Below are 17,700 nucleotides of genomic sequence, written 5' to 3'. Positions count from 1 at the left end.
TAATATGTTTTAGTAATTTTAATGCAGAAAGGATATTATATATGGATGACAATTTTTCACCAAGAGTAAAGGATGTAATTGCCTATAGTAAGGAAGAAGCGCTTCGTTTAGGGCACGACTTTATAGGTACAGAACATCTTATGCTTGGACTTTTAAGAGATGGAAACGGAAAAGCAATTAATATTTTAAACGCTCTAGATATAGATTTAAATCATTTAAGGAGAAAAGTTGAAATATTAAGCCCTGCCAACCCAACGTTAACAGCAGTTTCGAACGAGAAGAAGAATTTGCATCTTACTAGGCAAGCAGAACGCGCTCTAAAAACCACGTTTTTAGAAGCCAAATTATTTCAGAGTAGTTCCATTAATACAGCACACCTATTGTTATGTATTTTAAGGAATGAAAACGATCCTACCACAAAGCTTTTAAATAAGCTAAGGGTAGATTATGATAACGTTAAAGAACAATTTAAATTTATGATTACAAATAATGATAATTATATAGAACCAAAAGCTGAATCGTTCCAAGATGACAGCACTAGTGAAGACGACACGTCTAAAGATAACTTGTTCAATTCTCCAACGGGTAAAACCAATAAAAAATCGAAAACTCCAGTTTTAGATAATTTTGGTCGCGATCTTACTGCAATGGCAGAAGAAGGCAAACTAGATCCGGTTGTTGGACGTGAAAAAGAAATTGAACGTGTCTCTCAAATTTTAAGCCGACGTAAGAAAAACAACCCACTTTTAATTGGTGAACCTGGTGTTGGTAAATCTGCCATAGCCGAAGGTTTAGCTATTAGAATCATTAAACGAAAAGTGTCTAGAATACTTTTTAACAAGCGTGTGGTAACTTTAGATTTAGCCAGCTTAGTAGCTGGAACAAAATACCGCGGACAGTTTGAAGAGCGCATGAAGGCTGTTATGAACGAGCTTGAAAAGAATGATGATATTATTCTTTTTATAGATGAAATTCATACCATTGTTGGTGCAGGTGGAGCAACCGGAAGTTTAGATGCTTCAAATATGTTTAAGCCCGCCTTAGCACGTGGAGAAATCCAATGTGTTGGAGCAACAACTTTAGATGAATACAGACAGTATATCGAAAAAGATGGTGCCTTAGAACGTCGTTTCCAAAAGGTAATAGTAGAACCAACTACGGTTGAAGAAACTATTGAAATCTTAAACAATATTAAAGACAAATACGAAAGTCACCACAACGTAAATTATACACCAGAAGCTATTGAAGCTTGTGTAAAATTAACAAATCGTTACATGACCGATCGTTTTCTTCCAGACAAAGCTATTGATGCTTTAGACGAAGCAGGGTCTCGCGTACACATTACCAATATTAACGTACCGCAACAAATCCTTCAATTAGAAAACGAATTAGAAGTTGTAAGAGAATCTAAAACCTCTGTGGTTAAAAAACAAAAATACGAGGAAGCTGCCAAATTAAGAGACGATGAAAAACGTCTTGAAAAAGAACTGGAAGCCGCCCAAGAAAAATGGGAGGAAGAAACAAAGCTGCATCGTGAAGTTGTAACGGAAGATAATGTTGCCGATGTTGTTTCTATGATGACAGGAATTCCTGTGAACAGAATTGCACAAACCGAAAGCAATAAATTATTCCTTTTACCAGAACTTATTAAAGGTAAAGTAATTGGTCAAGACGATGCGGTTTCTAAAGTTGTAAAAGCTATTCAACGTAATCGTGCTGGACTTAAAGATCCTAATAAGCCAATTGGTTCATTTATCTTTTTAGGTCAAACTGGTGTAGGGAAAACGCAATTAGCCAAAGTCCTTGCTAAACAATTATTCGATAGTGAAGACGCTCTTGTAAGAATTGATATGAGTGAATACATGGAGAAATTTGCAATTTCTAGATTAGTTGGAGCGCCTCCGGGATATGTAGGTTATGAAGAAGGCGGACAATTAACCGAGAAAATTCGTCGTAAACCTTACGCTGTTGTACTATTAGATGAAATTGAAAAAGCGCATCCAGATGTGTTTAATATGATGCTTCAAGTTTTAGATGATGGATATCTAACAGATAGTTTAGGTCGTAAAATAGATTTTAGAAACACGATTATTATCATGACATCTAACATTGGTGCTCGTAAGCTGAAAGATTTTGGTACAGGAGTTGGATTCGGAACTGCGTCTCAAAAAGCTCAAGAAGCCTCTAATACAAAAGGCGTAATTGAAAGCGCTTTAAAGAAAGCTTTTGCTCCCGAATTTCTGAACAGAATAGACGATGTTATCGTATTTAATACTTTAGAAAAAGAAGATTTAAATAGTATTATAAAAATCGAACTTGATAAATTATTATCAAGAATTAAAGATTTAGGCTACGATTTAAGACTTAGTGAAAAAGCAACCAGCTTTATTGCTGAAAAAGGTTTTGACAAGCAATACGGAGCACGTCCTCTAAAAAGAGCCATTCAGAAATATGTTGAAGATGCGCTAGCCGAGAAAATCATTACTTCTAAAATTCACGAAGGTGATGTGATTCTTATGGATTTAGATGAAACCAATCAGGAACTTGTTATCACTATTGAAAAACAAGAAAATCCTGCTGAATCTTAAACTAAAAACACCTTATAAAAATGCCCTGATAATTAAATATTATCAGGGCATTTTTTTTAATAGAGAATCTAACTTTTAGCAGTATAACCTACCACTACTTTTCCCCTAGTGCACTGATATTACATTTATAATATTCACAACTTCTATCCTATTATAAAAGATATTTCGCTTTATAATTTACAACTACAGTTCACCTGCAATAAATACTTTTCAATACCTCAACTTTACACCGAATTAATTACAAATTTCCCATAACTACACTAAAAAATTAGCAATACCCTACTTTAAACACTAACCATAGAAACAATTAAAATTATTTAATGATATATCATACTATTCACTTATTTTTGAAGTACTAAAAACATCTTATGAAAAAAATATTTATTGCAATTAGTGCTCTAACTATATTTGCATGCCAAGAAGCTCCAAAAAAGGACTACGTAACACTTTCAGGAAAAATAATAGACAAGAATAGTGACTCACTTTTAATTAGAAGTCGTTCGTATTCCAAAACAATAAAAGTAAATTCTGACGGTACTTTTAGTGATACTTTAAAAGTAGAATCTGGACTGTATAACTTTTACGACGGCGGAGAGTCTTCAACCATATTTTTAAAAAATGGTTACGATTTAAATATCTCCTTAGACACTAAAGAATTTGATGAAAGTATTGCATATATAGGCGAAGGAGCAGAAAACAATACATTTCTAGCACAACACGCTATAAAGCAAGAACAACTTATGGATCAAGATTTTTCGTCTATGGACTTAAAAACATTAGATGATAAGTTTGCGGAAATCGAAACAGAACTTACAACGTTTTACGAGTCCAATCCTAGCATAGATACTATGGTTACAAAATCGCTAACAAAAAATTTACAACCTATGTTAGATGGTACTAAAAAGTACTACGCTGGAAACATTATGCTTAAACAAGAAATGACAGGAAAACCATCTCCTTTATTTGTTGACTATGTTAATGTTGATGGCTCTACAACATCTTTAGAAAGCTTAAGAGGAAAATATGTTTATATAGATGTTTGGGCAACGTGGTGCGCACCTTGCAAAGCAGAAATTCCAGCTTTAAAAGCTTTAGAAAAAGAATATCACGATAAAAACATCACATTTGTTAGTCTTTCTGTAGACGACGATAGAACTCACGGTGGGTCTTGGGACAAAGCTAAAGAAGATTGGTTAGCCATGGTTGCAGACAAAGAATTAAGTGGCGTACAAGTTATGGCTCCAGAAGGCTGGAAGTCACAATTTGTAAGAGATTACAAGATTAATGGTATTCCTAGATTTATCTTAATCGATCCTGCAGGACTTATTGTAGACCCTTCTGCACCTCGACCATCAGACGAGAAACTAAAAACATTATTTACATCTTTAAGCATCTAAATGCTTAGAAGTAGTTTATAAAAAATCCGCTTAAAACATACCTTTAAGCGGATTTTTTATTTTAAAACGTTGCGACACTCTGTTTTAAAAAGCTAAGAGATCAACCGAATTAATATCGCCATGAGATGCCGTTCTTACAACTTCTCCATTTTTAATAATTAAGAGCTGTGGTGACTCATGATGAACATTAAACTTACTCGCAATTGCATTTGAAATGTTACGATGATTTAGCAAATCTAACATAAACATATCTATTTCCGTTTCAGCTTTAAACGATTTTTCAAACTGACTCAAAACCATTCTGCTAATTCCACAGCGCGTAGAATGTTTAAAAATGGCTTGTGCTTTTTCGTTAGATGCTTCTACAATATCATGTAACTGATCTTCATTAACTAAAGCTTTCCAAACAATTGTACTTTCTTCTTTGTCTCCAGAAGAATTACTACTAAATATTTTATCAAATAATCCCATATTTTCATTAAATTTATATCCCACCTCACTTTACTCAAAAGACAAATCGTCAGATTAAAAACACATCAAACAGACATTTTGTCTTATTTTTAAAATTGGTAAGAAAGTTGACTATACATTGAAAAACACTTGAACAATGAACTTTAACAATTATACAATAAAATCTCAAGAAGCCATACAACGGGCGCAACAAATTGCGCAAGAAAATGGACAGCAAAATATAGAAAACGAACACGTTTTTAAGGCTATTTCTGAAGTAGACGAAAATGTGTTACCGTTTATTCTAAAAAAATTGAATGTAAACATAAACATTCTTGAACAAGCAATAGATAAGCAAATAGAAAATTTTCCTAAAGTTTCAGGAGGCGAAATCATGGCTTCCCGCGATTTAGGAACCGCTCTAAACGAAGCTTCAACCATTGCTAAAAAAATGAACGATGAATATGTGTCTATCGAACACCTACTTATTGCCATTTTTAAATCGAAAAGCAAAATTGCTCAAATGCTAAAAGACCAAGGGGTCACAGAAAAAGCACTTGTTGCTGCCATCGAAGAATTACGTAAAGGGGATCGCGTAACCTCGCAAAACCAAGAAGAAACATACAATTCATTAAATAAATATGCTAAAAATTTAAACGAATTAGCAAAAAACGGGAAATTAGATCCTGTAATTGGTCGTGATGAAGAGATTCGTAGAATCTTACAAATCTTAACCAGACGAACAAAAAACAACCCAATTTTAGTGGGAGAACCAGGAACGGGTAAAACTGCAATTGCCGAAGGTTTAGCACATAGAATTGTAGATGGTGATGTACCAGATAATTTAAAAGATAAGCAAATTTTTGCCTTAGATATGGGAGCTCTTATTGCAGGTGCTAAATATAAAGGAGAATTTGAAGAACGATTAAAAGCCGTTATTAAAGAAGTTACAGACAGCGAAGGCGATATCGTTTTATTTATAGACGAGATTCATACGCTTGTTGGTGCTGGAGGCGGACAAGGTGCAATGGATGCTGCAAACATTTTAAAACCGGCATTAGCGCGTGGAGAATTACGCTCCATCGGAGCCACAACTTTAGATGAATATCAAAAGTATTTTGAAAAAGACAAAGCCCTAGAACGTCGTTTCCAAAAAGTAATGGTAGACGAACCAGATACCGAAAGTGCGATTTCTATTTTACGTGGTATTAAAGAAAAGTACGAAACACACCATAAAGTACGTATTAAAGACGAAGCTATTATTGGTGCGGTAGAATTATCTGAACGCTATATTACAAATCGTTTTTTACCAGATAAGGCAATTGACTTAATGGATGAAGCGGCTTCTAAATTGCGTATGGAAATCAATTCTAAACCAGAAGAACTTGATGTGTTAGACAGAAAGATCATGCAGTTAGAAATTGAAATCGAAGCCATAAAACGTGAAAAAGACGAAGCAAAACTTAAAAGTCTAAAAGTTGATTTAGCGAACTTAAAAGAAGATCGGAATGAAATTAATGCGAAGTGGAAAAGTGAAAAAGAGGTTGTAGATAATATTCAAACAGCAAAGTTAGATATTGAAAACTTTAAGCTTGAAGCAGAACGTGCAGAACGCGAAGGTGATTACGGTAAAGTTGCAGAAATTCGTTACGGAAAAATTAAAGATGCTCAAGAGCGTTTAGATTTACTTCAAAAAGATTTAAATGAAAACAAATCGGACAGCTCATTAATTAAGGAAGAAGTCACTTACGACGATATTGCAGAGGTAGTCGCAAAATGGACTGGAATTCCTGTAACTAAAATGTTACAAAGCGAACGTGACAAGTTATTGCATTTGGAAGACGAATTACACAAACGTGTGGTCGGACAAGAAGAAGCCATAGAAGCTGTGAGTGATGCCGTGAGACGAAGTCGAGCAGGTTTACAAAATCCGCAAAAACCGATAGGAACCTTTTTATTCCTTGGAACCACTGGTGTGGGTAAAACGGAATTAGCAAAAGCTTTGGCCGAGTATTTATTCGACGACGAAAATGCCATGACTCGTATTGATATGAGTGAATATCAAGAGCGTCATTCTGTAAGCAGATTGGTTGGAGCACCTCCAGGATACGTAGGATACGACGAAGGCGGACAATTAACAGAAGCTGTACGTAGAAAACCTTATTCTGTAGTATTGCTAGATGAAATTGAAAAAGCACACCCAGACACCTTTAATATTTTATTACAAGTATTAGATGAAGGACGTTTAACAGACAACAAAGGACGGGTCGCCGATTTTAAAAACACAATAATTATTATGACATCCAATATGGGAAGTCAAATTATTCAAGATCGATTTGAAGCCACTAAAGACGTTGACAGTGCTATTGAAATTGCTAAAATCGACGTACTTGCATTATTAAAGCAAACCGTTAGACCAGAGTTTTTAAATAGAATTGATGACACGATTATGTTTACACCGCTAAGCAAAGAGAACATTAGAGAAATTGTAAGTTTACAATTAAAAGGCATCTCTAAAATGATAGCTCAGCAAGGCATTACTTTCGATGCGACTCAGGAAGCGGTAAGTTACTTAGCCGAAAAGGGATATAATCCGGAATACGGAGCAAGACCAGTAAAACGTGTAATTCAAAAAGAAGTTTTAAACGCTTTAAGTAAAGACATACTTTCTGGAAAAGTCACCACAGACAGTATTATTTTACTAGATAATTTCGATAATGAATTGGTTTTTAGAAACCAAGAAACCTTAGTTCATGAAGAGGAGTAATAAAGTTTTGTTAAAGCAGAAATCCTGCATAATATAACGCATTTACCTCCGTTAAATTATGTAAGGTTGGTTAGTAAATAAAAGCAATGTGAGTCTGATAACAGATAAGCATTGCTTTTATATTTTACACTATATTTATTTACAAATAAAGCATAAAAAAAATGCCTTAAGAAGATATTCTTAAGGCATTTTAAATATAATTGATTTGGTATTATAATTTCATTGTAACTCCAATCGCAGGAACAAAGATTGAACCTCCTGATATTTCAGCATATAAACCCCATTTATCATTCCAAAACCATCTACCTCCTACTTGCAGACCTAGACTTAAATCACTGCTTTCTAAATCATCATCTCCAGAGTAAATAGCATAACCTGCATTTGCACCACCGTAAACATCCCAAGCGTCATCTGAAATTCCAAAAAGCTCATCGAAATAGTAATTTCCTTTAACACCTATGTTAACCCAATCCAAATTGAAATCGGTCCCAACCCCTGGAGCAATAGTAATGTTTTCATGTACAGGAATTTCGTAGTTAACACCTATCAACCCGAAGTTTAATTCTTTTCTAGCCTGTCCAAATACGCTTGCAGCACTTAGCATTAAAGCAAAAGCAAATAATAATGTTGTTTTTTTCATAATGTTTGTTTAAATAGTTTGATTCTTAAAAATACAAATTTATAACATTTTCACCCAATGATTAACTGTATTCGTAATAATAATACTCCATTTAAATCAATAATGCTCTAATTCTAAAAAACTAAAAAAGCAGTTTTTATCATTATAATCCCAAAGATCCTGTTTATTAGCACATCTAGTGCACCTGTATAAAAATGTATTCCAAACATTAATCTAGGATTTGTAAGACAATTATCATTTTTCAATCAAATTCGCTTTACAATTAATGTTATTGAAGCCTAAGGCTATTAAAAGTTATATTTAATTATTTATCTTTGACAACTATGCAAAAAAAGATAAACATCCAAAATAAGAAAGCTCGTTTTTTATACGAGATCTTAAATAAATATACTGCTGGAATAGTCCTTTCCGGTACAGAAATAAAATCCATTAGAAGTAGTAAAGCATCTATCGCAGAAAGCTTTTGCGAATTCAATGAGAAAGGTGAACTGTTTGTAATTAACATGAATATTGAAGAATATGCATTTGGTAATTATTATAATCACCGCCCGAAAGCCGAGCGAAAATTATTATTAAACAAACGCGAACTTAAGAAGCTCGAAAAAGAAGTTAAAAACAGCGGATTAACCATAGTCCCGCTAAAACTCTTTATTAACGATAAAGGATTTGCGAAGTTAAATATTGCTTTGGCTAAAGGGAAGAAGTTGTATGATAAGCGAGAATCTATTAAAGACCGTGATAACAAACGAAATTTAGATCGGGTTAAGAAAATTTATAAATAAAACACTACCATATACATCTTTAAGATTCCATGAAATTAAACTTTAGAATTACCTTATTAGCCTTTACGTTTGCTCTATATTCTTGCGGAGGGTCAAAAAACACGGCCACAAAAACAGTAGAATCTGTAAAATTTGAAGTCAATCTTTTAGACCGATCAGACGACACCTATAAAGTTACCGTTACACCACCCGCACTTACAGCCGTAAATTCTATTTATCAGTTTGCTTCTACTGCTCCTGGAACCTATCAAGTTATGGATATTGGGCGCTATGTTAAACATTTTAAAGCGTTTGATGCTAATGGCAATGAGTTAACAACACATCAAATTTCTATTAACCAGTTTGAGTTAACCTCTCCAGAAAAAATTTCAAAAATAGAATATGAAATTTCAGAAACTTGGGACACTCCCGTTTCAGAAAACAAAATCTATTTAATGTGTGGAACGTCCATTGAAAACGACCATACCTTAATAAATGGGCAAGCTGTATTTGGTTATTTTAAAGATAAACAAAACAGTCCGATTACTATAAAATTAGACTATCCTAAAACATGGACAGTTGGTACGGCCTTAAGTAAAAACGGTGACAGTTTATACGTTGCAGAAAACTACGATAAAGTTGTAGACTCTCCTATTTTGCTTGGAAATTTAACCAAAGCCAGTATGAATGTAGAAGGGACAAATGTAGATATTTACACCTATTCTAAAACAGGCTTAGTAACCTCTGATCAAATTTTAGAATCCATGAAAAACATGTTGGTTTCGGCTAGCGGATTTCTTGAAGGGCTACCTGTAAAAAACTATACTTTTTTATTCCATTTTGAAGACACCACTAATGGTGCTTGGGAGCACTCTTACAGCTCAGAATACATCTATAAAGAAGACCAATGGGCAAATCTTGAAGAGCAAGTTGTAGAAGTCGCTGCACACGAATTTTTCCATGTAGTTACGCCTTTAAATATCCATAGTGAAATTGTAGATCAGTTTAACTTTATTACACCCGTAGCCTCAAGACATTTGTGGTTGTACGAAGGCACTACCGAATGGGCTGCACATATGATGCTTTTTCGTTCAGGCTTAAAACCTACCGATGATTATTTTAATACGCTATCTAAAAAAATAGCGATCGATTCGAAATATTTTGATCCCGCATTAAGCTTAGAGCAATTGTCTCTTACCTCTTACACGCCAGCGGGCCAAAAACAATACGGGAATATATACATGAAAGGTGCAATTGTAGCTGGCCTTTTAGACATAAAAATATTAGAATTATCTAACGGGAAACGAGGCTATATTGACGTGATTAACGATTTAGCTAAAAAATATGGTCCACATACACCTTTCGACGACGCGACTTTCTTCTCTACATTTGTAAAAGAAACCTATCCTGAAATTCAATTTTTTATAGACGACTTTATTGTAAATACTAAACCTTTACCAATTAAAGCGTATTACAATAAAATAGGTATCGATTATAATGAAACTGAGAATACATTCTCGTTAAACGCATCGCCATCAGCCGAACAATTAACATTAAGAACAAAATGGATGACTCCAATTAGTTTGTAAAAATTCATTAAAATGAAAAAATTATTATTCGTCTTCGGGTTAAGTTTTTTTCTAATTTCTACTGCAACAGCACAAAAAAAGAAAGAAGTTGTTATACAAAAAACCAATTATAACCCCTTAGTAAAATCTTTAGAAACTACTTTAGGAACGTTATATCTGTCGCTTTCTGGCGATAAGAAAGAAAAACGCGACTGGGATTTATTTCAATTTTTGTTTAAAGAGGAAGCTAAATTAATTACTACAGGAGTCGATTACGAAGGTAAATTACAAGCGAAGTACATGACGCCTGCCGAATACGTTAAAGCCTCTAAATCTTGGATGCTAAAAAACGGGTTTCACGAAAAAGAGATTCACAGAATTGTACATACATTTGGCGACATCACACAGGTGTTTAGCACCTTTGAGGCCTATCATTCCGAAAACGATAAAGAACCTTTTGCAAAAGGTATTAATAGTATTCAATTAATGTTCGACGGGAATCGTTGGTGGATTATTAATCTGTTATGGACAAACGAATCTGAAACCAAACCTATTCCCGCTGAGTTTTTACAAAAGGACGATGATTATTAATTTTTATCCTCTAATAGTGGCACAAAACGAAATTCACCAAACTCGTGTTTTTCAAATTCTTTAGGCCCCTTTCTTACAAAAAGTGTCATGGTTTGCACCTGATCCCCTACAGGAATCACTAAACGTCCACCTATTTTTAACTGACTTAATAATGGAGTCGGAACAAAAGGTGCACCCGCTGTTACAATAATTCCATCGAAAGGCGCTTCTTCAGGCATCCCTTTATAGCCATCTCCAAAAATTAATTGTTTTGGGCGGTATCCTAATTTAGGAAGAAATTTACTCGTTTTTTTAAACAACTCTAATTGGCGTTCAATACTATAAACCTTAACGCCCAACTCGCATAATACAGCAGTTTGGTAACCACTTCCTGTTCCAATTTCTAAAATTTTAGCTTCGCGTTTAATCTTTAATAATTCGGTTTGAAAAGCCACTGTGTATGGCTGAGAAATGGTTTGATCGGCCGCAATAGGAAATGCTTTATCTTGATATGCATGATCTAAAAAGCTAGAATCCATAAACAAATGTCTTGGTATATTCCCTATAGTTTTAAGCACATTTACATCTGTAATGCCTTTATTTTTCAGTGTATTTACCAATTGTTGTCGTAATCCTTGATGTTTAAAAGTGTCTTTCAAGAGGGTGTGTTTTATTTTGAGTTTTGAAGAATTATAAGTTTTGCAAAAGTAAATCTTTTTTTAAAATTTTATTAGTATTTAAAACTCATAAAAAATCTTATTTTTGTTTAAAATCCTATTCACATGCTAAAAGTTGGAGTTCTTGGTGCTGGTCACCTCGGAAAAATTCATTTAAGACTTCTAAATCAATCAAATAAATACGAACTCATCGGTTTTCATGATGCAGATAAAGAAAATGCTAGAAAAGTTGAAGCCGAATTTGGTTATAAATTTTTCGAAACTGTAGAAGAATTAATAGATGCTGTCGCTGTTGTTGATATTGTTACACCTACTCTTTCTCACTACGACTGTGCCAAATTAGCAATTTCTAAAGGCAAAAATATTTTTGTTGAAAAACCAATAACTAATACTGTTCAAGAAGCTGAAGCTTTAAGAACTTTAGTTGCCGAGTACAAAGTAAAAGGGCAAGTTGGACACGTAGAACGTTTTAATCCTGCATTTACCGCCATAAAAGATTTACTAGATAAACCAATGTTTATTGAAGCACATCGCTTGGCCGAATTTAACCCTAGAGGAACAGATGTTCCTGTAGTTTTAGATTTAATGATTCACGATATAGACATTATTCTAAGTGTTGTACAATCTAAAGTAAAACATATAAGCGCTAGTGGTGTTTCGGTAATTAGTGAAACTCCAGATATTGCAAATGCAAGAATTGAATTTGTAAATGGGTGTGTTGCGAACCTTACAGCTAGTAGAATTTCACTAAAGAGCATGCGTAAAACACGTTTCTTTCAGCGCGATGCTTATATCTCTGTCGATTTTCTAGAAAAGAAATGTGAAGTTGTTAAAATGAAAGATGCGCCTAAAGAACCTGGAGATTTTGATATGATTTTACAGAATGCTGAAGGCATTAAAAAACAAATCTATTTTGCAAATCCTGATGTGGCGAATAACAATGCTATTTTAGACGAATTAGAAACTTTTGCAGACGCCATAAATAATGACACAAAACCTGTTGTAACTTTACACGACGGAACCGAAGCTTTACGTGTAGCTAATATGATTATTGATCAGTTTTAAAAACGCAGTTCCATTTCATTTTACCTCTTTTAATAACACCTATTAATAATTTACGATCATGAAAAACATAGCAGTCGTAGGAGCAGGAACCATGGGAAATGGTATTGCACATACCTTTGCCCAAAGTGGATTTAATGTTTCTTTAATAGATATAAATGAGGCATCTTTAAATACAGGGCTAGTTACAATTACTAAAAATCTTGACCGCCTAATTTCTAAAGCTGTTATTTCGGAAACTCAAAAACATGAGACTCTAAATCGGATTTCTACATTTACAGATATAAATTCAGGCGTAAATAATGCCGATTTAGTTATTGAAGCGGCGTCAGAACATTTAGATTTAAAGCTCAAAATATTTAAGCAGTTAAGTGACATCTGTAATGCTAAAACCATTTTAGCAACAAATACATCTTCTATCTCTATTACCCAAATTGCGGCGGTTACCAATCGTCCAGATAGGGTCATTGGGATGCATTTTATGAATCCCGTTCCAATTATGAAATTGGTAGAAATTATTCGTGGATATAACACGAGTGATGCGGTGACTAAAACGATAATGGAAATCTCGAAAACTTTAGGAAAAGAGCCGGTAGAAGTTAACGATTATCCTGGATTTGTTGCCAACCGTATTTTAATGCCTATGCTTAACGAATCTATCGAAACCTTATACAATGGTGTTGCCGGTGTAAAAGAAATTGATACCGTAATGAAATTAGGAATGGCTCACCCTATGGGGCCTTTACAATTAGCCGATTTTATTGGTTTAGACGTGTGTTTATCTATTTTAAATGTAATGTACGACGGCTTTAAAAACCCGAAATACGCACCTTCTCCCCTACTTGTAAACATGGTGAGAGCCGGAAAACTAGGTATAAAATCAGGTGAAGGTTTTTATGATTATTCAACGAGTAGAAAAGCAGAGGTTATCTCCACTCAATTTTTAAAATAGAATTTTTTTCTATTCAAAAACTTCAATTTCATACACGATTAAAAGGCTATACACTTACAAATTTTAAAGCATAATTACTCAATATGTCTATTAAACAAAATTTAAATCATATAAAGAAAACATTACCTGAACATGTAACTCTAGTTGCTGTTTCCAAAACCAAACCTGTTAGCGATTTACAAGAAGCTTACGATGCCGGACAGCGTATTTTTGGGGAAAATAAAATTCAGGAAATGGCCGAAAAACATGAACTCTTACCAAAAGACATCCAATGGCATATGATTGGTCATGTACAGCGTAACAAAGTAAAATACATGGCTTCTTTTGTGAATTTAATTCATGGTGTTGAAAACGAAAAATTATTGAGAGAAATAAACAAACAAGCCCAAAAACACGATCGTGTTATAGATTGTTTGCTTCAGATTAAAATTGCAGATGAAGACTCTAAATTTGGAATGAGTGAGGCTGAAGCTGTTGAAATCCTTAAATCGGACTCGTTTTCAGAATTAGCACATATTAATATTGTGGGTATTATGGGAATGGCAACATTCACCGAGAATGAATCGCAAATAAAATCTGAATTTACCCAATTAAAAACTACCTTTAATACTTTAAAAGCAATACATAGCAATCCTTCTCAGTTTAAAACCATTTCGATGGGAATGAGTGGCGATTACCAAGTAGCTATTGCTTGTGGAAGTACTATGATTCGTATTGGAAGTAGTATTTTTGGAGTCCGTAATTATTAATTTTTTAAGAGTATATTATTTACGCAATTTTAGACATAGAGACCACAGGTGGTAAATTTAATGAAGAAGGCATTACCGAAATTGCTATTCATAAATACGACGGACACACCGTTGTAGATCAATTTATAACCTTAGTAAATCCAGAACGGAACATCCAACCGTTTGTGGTTAAGCTTACAGGAATTAATAACAATATGCTTAAAAATGCACCTAAATTTTACGAGGTTGCAAAACGCATTATTGAAATTACCGAAGACTGTATTATTGTTGCACACAATTCAGAATTCGATTACCGTATACTGCGAACAGAATTTAACCGCTTGGGATACGATTTTAAGCGCAATACTCTTTGTACAGTAGAATTATCTAAAGATTTAATTCCAGATCAGCCGTCTTATAGTCTAGGAAAGCTAGTTAGATCGCTAGGAATTCCGGTTACCGATAGACATCGTGCAAATGGAGATGCGTTGGCTACAGTAAAATTATTTAAATTACTGCAAACAAAAGATACCACAAAACAAATCATTCAATCTTCTATAAAGGAAGGTCATAATCCGAAAAAATTAGATAGAAAACTTATAGATATTGTTGAAGAACTTCCTGCCATTACTGGTGTGTATTACATTCATAAGGAAGGCGGAGACATTATTTATATTGGAAAAAGCAGAAATATAAAACGTCGTGTTAACCAGCATTTTACTGCTCCAAATTCTAAATCTAAAAAAATTCAGCTTCATGTTACAGCCGTAACTTACGAAGAAACCGGAAGTGAACTTGTAGCATTACTTAAAGAAAATGAAGAAATAAAGCGTTTAAAACCAATATACAATCGGGCCAGAAAACGTACGCATTACACCCATGCACTGTATGCTTTTAAAGATAAAAATGGTTATATAAATTTAAAGGTTGATGTTGCCGATGGACGTAAAAAGCCCATTACAACATTTAGTAATAAACAAAGTGCCCATTACTTTATAGAGCATAATGTGGAAGCATATAATTTATGCCTACAATTAACGGGACTATCGACTGTAAATACAGAGAAACCATGTTTTAATTATGGCCTAAAAACGTGTCATGGAGCTTGTGTTACTGAAGAATCTCCAGAAGAATACAACTTACGAGTTCAGGAACTTATAGAGAAAAACAGTTACGTCCATAAAAACATGATTATTGTAGATCGCGGTCGAGAAATTGAAGAACGCAGTGCAATTTATATTAAAGATGGCCAGTTTGTAGGTTTAGGATTTTTCAATTTAAATTATCAAATTAGTAATATTAAAGTCTTAGAATCTATTATTACCAAAATGGAAAACAATAGAGATTCTCAACATATTATTCAGAGTTATTTACGAAGTCATAAAAAACTCAAAATTATTCAGCTTCCTGCTTAACATCTATATTTTAGGTTAACTCCATTTATTTAAGAAAAACAAACTTACTTTTCTTACTTTTATTTTATGATTGAACCAAAACGAGACAAAAACTGGAAAACGCAGTTGCATGAAATTATTTATGAAGCGGATACGCCTGCGGGGAAGTTGTTCGATATCATATTACTTATAGCAATTATTGCGAGTATACTTTTGGTAATGCTTGAAAGCGTAGACTCGATAGATATACAGTATCATAGTTTTTTAAATATTTCGGAATGGGTAATAACCATATTGTTTACACTAGAATACATTGCCCGAATTATTACAGTAAAAAAGCCGTTTAAATACATCTTTAGCTTTTATGGTGTTATCGATTTACTATCTACAGCACCAAAGTATTTATCTATCATTTTTGTTGGCACACATGCCCTAGTCGCTTTAAGAGCGTTACGCTTATTACGAGTTTTTAGAATCTTAAAATTAGCTCGATTTTTAGGAGCATCTAATAACCTTACAACTGCTTTAAAAGCTAGTCGTGCAAAAATTTCGGTATTTTTATTTACTGTCATTATCCTTGCGGTTATTTTGGGAACCATTATGTATTTAATTGAAGGAGACAAAAATGAAGGATTTGCCAACATACCAAAAAGTGTGTATTGGTGTATAGTAACCCTTACTACCGTTGGTTTTGGAGATATCGCACCACAAACTCCTCTTGGACAATTTATAGCGTCGGTAATAATGATTTTAGGTTATGGAATTATTGCTGTACCTACAGGCATTGTTTCGGCCGAATATTCTAGTCAGAATAATAGTAACAAAAACGCCATACCAGATCAACCTAATGTAAAAAAAGTTCGTTTAAATTCTCAATCGTGTTCTAATTGCCTGAAAAGCGATCATAGAGATGGCGCACAAAATTGTTATAATTGCGGCGAACCTCTTCATAATAATTAAAATTTTGGACACAAATCACTACCTTATATCTATAGTTGGACCAACAGCAATTGGCAAAACAGCACTTAGTATTAAACTTGCGAATTATTTTAATACAAAGATTATTTCTGCCGATTCTAGACAGTTTTTTAAAGAGATGCAAATTGGTACAGCGGCTCCAACAGCCGATGAATTAGCGCAGGCTCCTCATCATTTTATCCATAATAAATCGGTTGAAGATGTGTATAATGTAGGAACTTTTGAAAAAGAGGCGCTTCAAACTTTGGAGCACATATTTAAGACGCATCGTACCGCCATTATGGTAGGTGGCTCTGGGCTTTATGTAGATGCTGTAACCCGTGGTTTAGATAATTTCCCAAAAGTTGATTATAATATACGAACGGGTTTAAATGCACAATTAGATGCAGAAGGTTTACAAGCCTTGCAAAGTCAATTAAAACAACTGGATCCAAAGTCTTATGAGACTATTGCTATAGATAATCCGCATCGCGTAATTAGAGCGCTAGAAATTTGTATTGGTACCGGGCAACCTTATTCTTCTTTTTTAAATAAAGATAAAGACAATCGTCCTTTTAAGACTATCACAGTTGGACTAAAAGCAGATCGTGAGATTATTTACGACCGTATTAACAGACGTGTGGATATTATGATGGAGCAAGGCCTCCTAGATGAAGTCAAACAACTTGTAGACAAACAACATTTAAATGCATTAAATACTGTTGGTTATAAAGAGCTGTTTAATTATTTAAACGGGGAATACACCTTAGATTTTGCAATTTCAGAAATCAAGAAAAACTCAAGACGATTTGCAAAACGCCAATTAACATGGTTTAAAAGAAATACCGAGACCTTATGGTTTGATTACGAAACCCCAATTGAAACCATTATTAAGGACATACAAAAAAGGTTTTAAATCGTTAAATTTAAAATTAATGTACTTACCGCCTCTAAATCTGTGTTTTCTTTTAAATTATAGACGTATTTTAAAAATTCACCAATAATAGAGATATACACTTTCATTAATTTATAAGGACGAGTAAAAAGGCTTAAATTAGCCATGATATTAGAATTAAATATCACCTTATTTTTCTGTCAATATGAAAACACACGTGTTGAACATCTCAATTCTTAAATTTTATATTGCTAGTTTTATATAACATATAATGATAAAAGTCATGTGCTAACT

At 33.7% G+C, this 17,700-nt stretch carries 16 protein-coding genes; 12 read left to right on the top strand and 4 right to left on the bottom strand.

The window, feature by feature from the left end; genetic code table 11:
- Positions 1–41: 41 nt before the first annotated feature.
- Together AC0UBM_RS00305 and AC0UBM_RS00300 are read left to right on the top strand one after the other, a co-directional pair.
- On the top strand, positions 42–2,588 hold the full coding sequence (locus AC0UBM_RS00305; RefSeq protein WP_475687184.1) for an ATP-dependent Clp protease ATP-binding subunit: 2,547 nt from the start codon (positions 42–44) through the stop codon (positions 2,586–2,588).
- A 368-nt stretch (positions 2,589–2,956) separates the two neighbouring features.
- A complete protein-coding gene (locus tag AC0UBM_RS00300; RefSeq protein WP_475687183.1) occupies positions 2,957–3,985 on the top strand; it encodes a TlpA family protein disulfide reductase in 1,029 nt (342 codons plus the stop codon).
- A gap of 84 nt (positions 3,986–4,069) precedes the next feature.
- Here AC0UBM_RS00300 and ytxJ read toward each other — a convergent pair whose 3' ends face one another.
- Complete coding sequence (ytxJ, locus tag AC0UBM_RS00295) at positions 4,070–4,456, bottom strand: bacillithiol system redox-active protein YtxJ (protein WP_475687182.1); 387 nt, start codon at positions 4,454–4,456, stop codon at positions 4,070–4,072.
- Positions 4,457–4,592: 136 nt separating this feature from the next.
- Here ytxJ and clpB point away from each other — a divergent pair, with 136 nt between their 5' ends.
- On the top strand, positions 4,593–7,202 hold the full coding sequence (gene clpB / locus AC0UBM_RS00290; protein WP_475687181.1) for an ATP-dependent chaperone ClpB: 2,610 nt from the start codon (positions 4,593–4,595) through the stop codon (positions 7,200–7,202).
- A 211-nt stretch (positions 7,203–7,413) separates the two neighbouring features.
- Here the strand turns inward: clpB and AC0UBM_RS00285 are convergent, their stop codons facing one another.
- Positions 7,414–7,842, bottom strand: a complete 429-nt coding sequence (locus AC0UBM_RS00285) for a hypothetical protein (protein WP_414037385.1) — start codon at positions 7,840–7,842, stop codon at positions 7,414–7,416.
- 323 nt (positions 7,843–8,165) lie between these two features.
- Between AC0UBM_RS00285 and smpB the strand changes: the two genes are divergently transcribed.
- From smpB to AC0UBM_RS00270, 3 genes are read left to right on the top strand one after another with little or no spacing between them, the layout of a single operon-like run.
- Positions 8,166–8,624, top strand: a complete 459-nt coding sequence (gene smpB / locus AC0UBM_RS00280) for an SsrA-binding protein SmpB (protein ID WP_475687180.1) — start codon at positions 8,166–8,168, stop codon at positions 8,622–8,624.
- Between the two features lie 29 nt (positions 8,625–8,653).
- Entirely contained in the window at positions 8,654–10,192 is a 1,539-nt protein-coding gene (locus AC0UBM_RS00275; RefSeq protein WP_475687179.1) for a M61 family metallopeptidase, read from the top strand.
- Positions 10,193–10,204: 12 nt separating this feature from the next.
- Positions 10,205–10,762: a hypothetical protein gene (locus AC0UBM_RS00270; RefSeq protein ID WP_414037388.1), complete on the top strand. Its 558-nt coding sequence runs from the start codon at positions 10,205–10,207 to the stop codon at positions 10,760–10,762.
- On the opposite strand, the gene AC0UBM_RS00265 is transcribed toward AC0UBM_RS00270, so the two are convergent.
- Positions 10,759–11,400 (bottom strand): protein-L-isoaspartate(D-aspartate) O-methyltransferase, encoded by a 642-nt coding sequence (locus tag AC0UBM_RS00265; protein WP_414037389.1) that lies wholly within the window; start codon positions 11,398–11,400, stop codon positions 10,759–10,761. The genes AC0UBM_RS00270 and AC0UBM_RS00265 overlap by 4 nt on opposite strands.
- Positions 11,401–11,523: 123 nt before the next feature.
- Here AC0UBM_RS00265 and AC0UBM_RS00260 point away from each other — a divergent pair, with 123 nt between their 5' ends.
- From AC0UBM_RS00260 to miaA, 6 genes are all read left to right on the top strand, one after another.
- Positions 11,524–12,483 carry a Gfo/Idh/MocA family protein gene (locus AC0UBM_RS00260; protein WP_475687178.1) on the top strand — a complete coding sequence of 320 codons (960 nt, stop codon included), beginning with the start codon at positions 11,524–11,526 and terminating at the stop codon, positions 12,481–12,483.
- A 58-nt stretch (positions 12,484–12,541) separates the two neighbouring features.
- Positions 12,542–13,432, top strand: a complete 891-nt coding sequence (locus AC0UBM_RS00255; RefSeq protein ID WP_475687177.1) for a 3-hydroxybutyryl-CoA dehydrogenase — start codon at positions 12,542–12,544, stop codon at positions 13,430–13,432.
- A gap of 83 nt (positions 13,433–13,515) precedes the next feature.
- Positions 13,516–14,181, top strand: a complete 666-nt coding sequence (locus tag AC0UBM_RS00250; RefSeq protein ID WP_475687176.1) for a YggS family pyridoxal phosphate-dependent enzyme — start codon at positions 13,516–13,518, stop codon at positions 14,179–14,181.
- A gap of 17 nt (positions 14,182–14,198) precedes the next feature.
- Positions 14,199–15,575, top strand: coding sequence for an exonuclease domain-containing protein (locus AC0UBM_RS00245; RefSeq protein ID WP_475687889.1), 1,377 nt, complete (start codon positions 14,199–14,201; stop codon positions 15,573–15,575).
- A gap of 66 nt (positions 15,576–15,641) precedes the next feature.
- The gene (locus AC0UBM_RS00240) at positions 15,642–16,514 is read left to right on the top strand and encodes an ion transporter (protein WP_475687175.1); all 873 of its coding nucleotides are present in this window, start codon (positions 15,642–15,644) and stop codon (positions 16,512–16,514) included.
- Between the two features lie 4 nt (positions 16,515–16,518).
- A complete protein-coding gene (miaA, locus tag AC0UBM_RS00235) occupies positions 16,519–17,427 on the top strand; it encodes a tRNA (adenosine(37)-N6)-dimethylallyltransferase MiaA (protein WP_475687174.1) in 909 nt (302 codons plus the stop codon).
- Here the strand turns inward: miaA and AC0UBM_RS00230 are convergent.
- Positions 17,424–17,573 carry a hypothetical protein gene (locus AC0UBM_RS00230; protein WP_414037395.1) on the bottom strand — a complete coding sequence of 50 codons (150 nt, stop codon included), beginning with the start codon at positions 17,571–17,573 and terminating at the stop codon, positions 17,424–17,426. The genes miaA and AC0UBM_RS00230 overlap by 4 nt on opposite strands.
- Positions 17,574–17,700 lie beyond the last annotated feature (127 nt).

The sequence above is a fragment of the Formosa sp. F44 genome, assembly GCF_056238645.1.
The sequence above is the reverse complement of the archived record's forward strand: the minus strand, read 5'-3'. Positions and strand labels throughout refer to the sequence as shown.

What these genes read in the sequence shown, in the direction of transcription:
- clpB (WP_475687181.1), top strand. Translation starts at nt 4,593, where the DNA reads ATGAACTTTAACAATTATACAATAAAATCTCAAGAAGCCATACAACGG.
- AC0UBM_RS00260 (WP_475687178.1), top strand. Translation starts at nt 11,524, where the DNA reads ATGCTAAAAGTTGGAGTTCTTGGTGCTGGTCACCTCGGAAAAATTCAT.
- AC0UBM_RS00275 (WP_475687179.1), top strand. Translation starts at nt 8,654, where the DNA reads ATGAAATTAAACTTTAGAATTACCTTATTAGCCTTTACGTTTGCTCTA.
- AC0UBM_RS00300 (WP_475687183.1), top strand. Translation starts at nt 2,957, where the DNA reads ATGAAAAAAATATTTATTGCAATTAGTGCTCTAACTATATTTGCATGC.
- AC0UBM_RS00240 (WP_475687175.1), top strand. Translation starts at nt 15,642, where the DNA reads ATGATTGAACCAAAACGAGACAAAAACTGGAAAACGCAGTTGCATGAA.
- AC0UBM_RS00250 (WP_475687176.1), top strand. Translation starts at nt 13,516, where the DNA reads ATGTCTATTAAACAAAATTTAAATCATATAAAGAAAACATTACCTGAA.
- AC0UBM_RS00285 (WP_414037385.1), bottom strand. Translation starts at nt 7,842, where the DNA reads ATGAAAAAAACAACATTATTATTTGCTTTTGCTTTAATGCTAAGTGCT.
- smpB (WP_475687180.1), top strand. Translation starts at nt 8,166, where the DNA reads ATGCAAAAAAAGATAAACATCCAAAATAAGAAAGCTCGTTTTTTATAC.
- ytxJ (WP_475687182.1), bottom strand. Translation starts at nt 4,456, where the DNA reads ATGGGATTATTTGATAAAATATTTAGTAGTAATTCTTCTGGAGACAAA.
- AC0UBM_RS00305 (WP_475687184.1), top strand. Translation starts at nt 42, where the DNA reads ATGGATGACAATTTTTCACCAAGAGTAAAGGATGTAATTGCCTATAGT.
- AC0UBM_RS00270 (WP_414037388.1), top strand. Translation starts at nt 10,205, where the DNA reads ATGAAAAAATTATTATTCGTCTTCGGGTTAAGTTTTTTTCTAATTTCT.
- AC0UBM_RS00255 (WP_475687177.1), top strand. Translation starts at nt 12,542, where the DNA reads ATGAAAAACATAGCAGTCGTAGGAGCAGGAACCATGGGAAATGGTATT.
- AC0UBM_RS00230 (WP_414037395.1), bottom strand. Translation starts at nt 17,573, where the DNA reads ATGGCTAATTTAAGCCTTTTTACTCGTCCTTATAAATTAATGAAAGTG.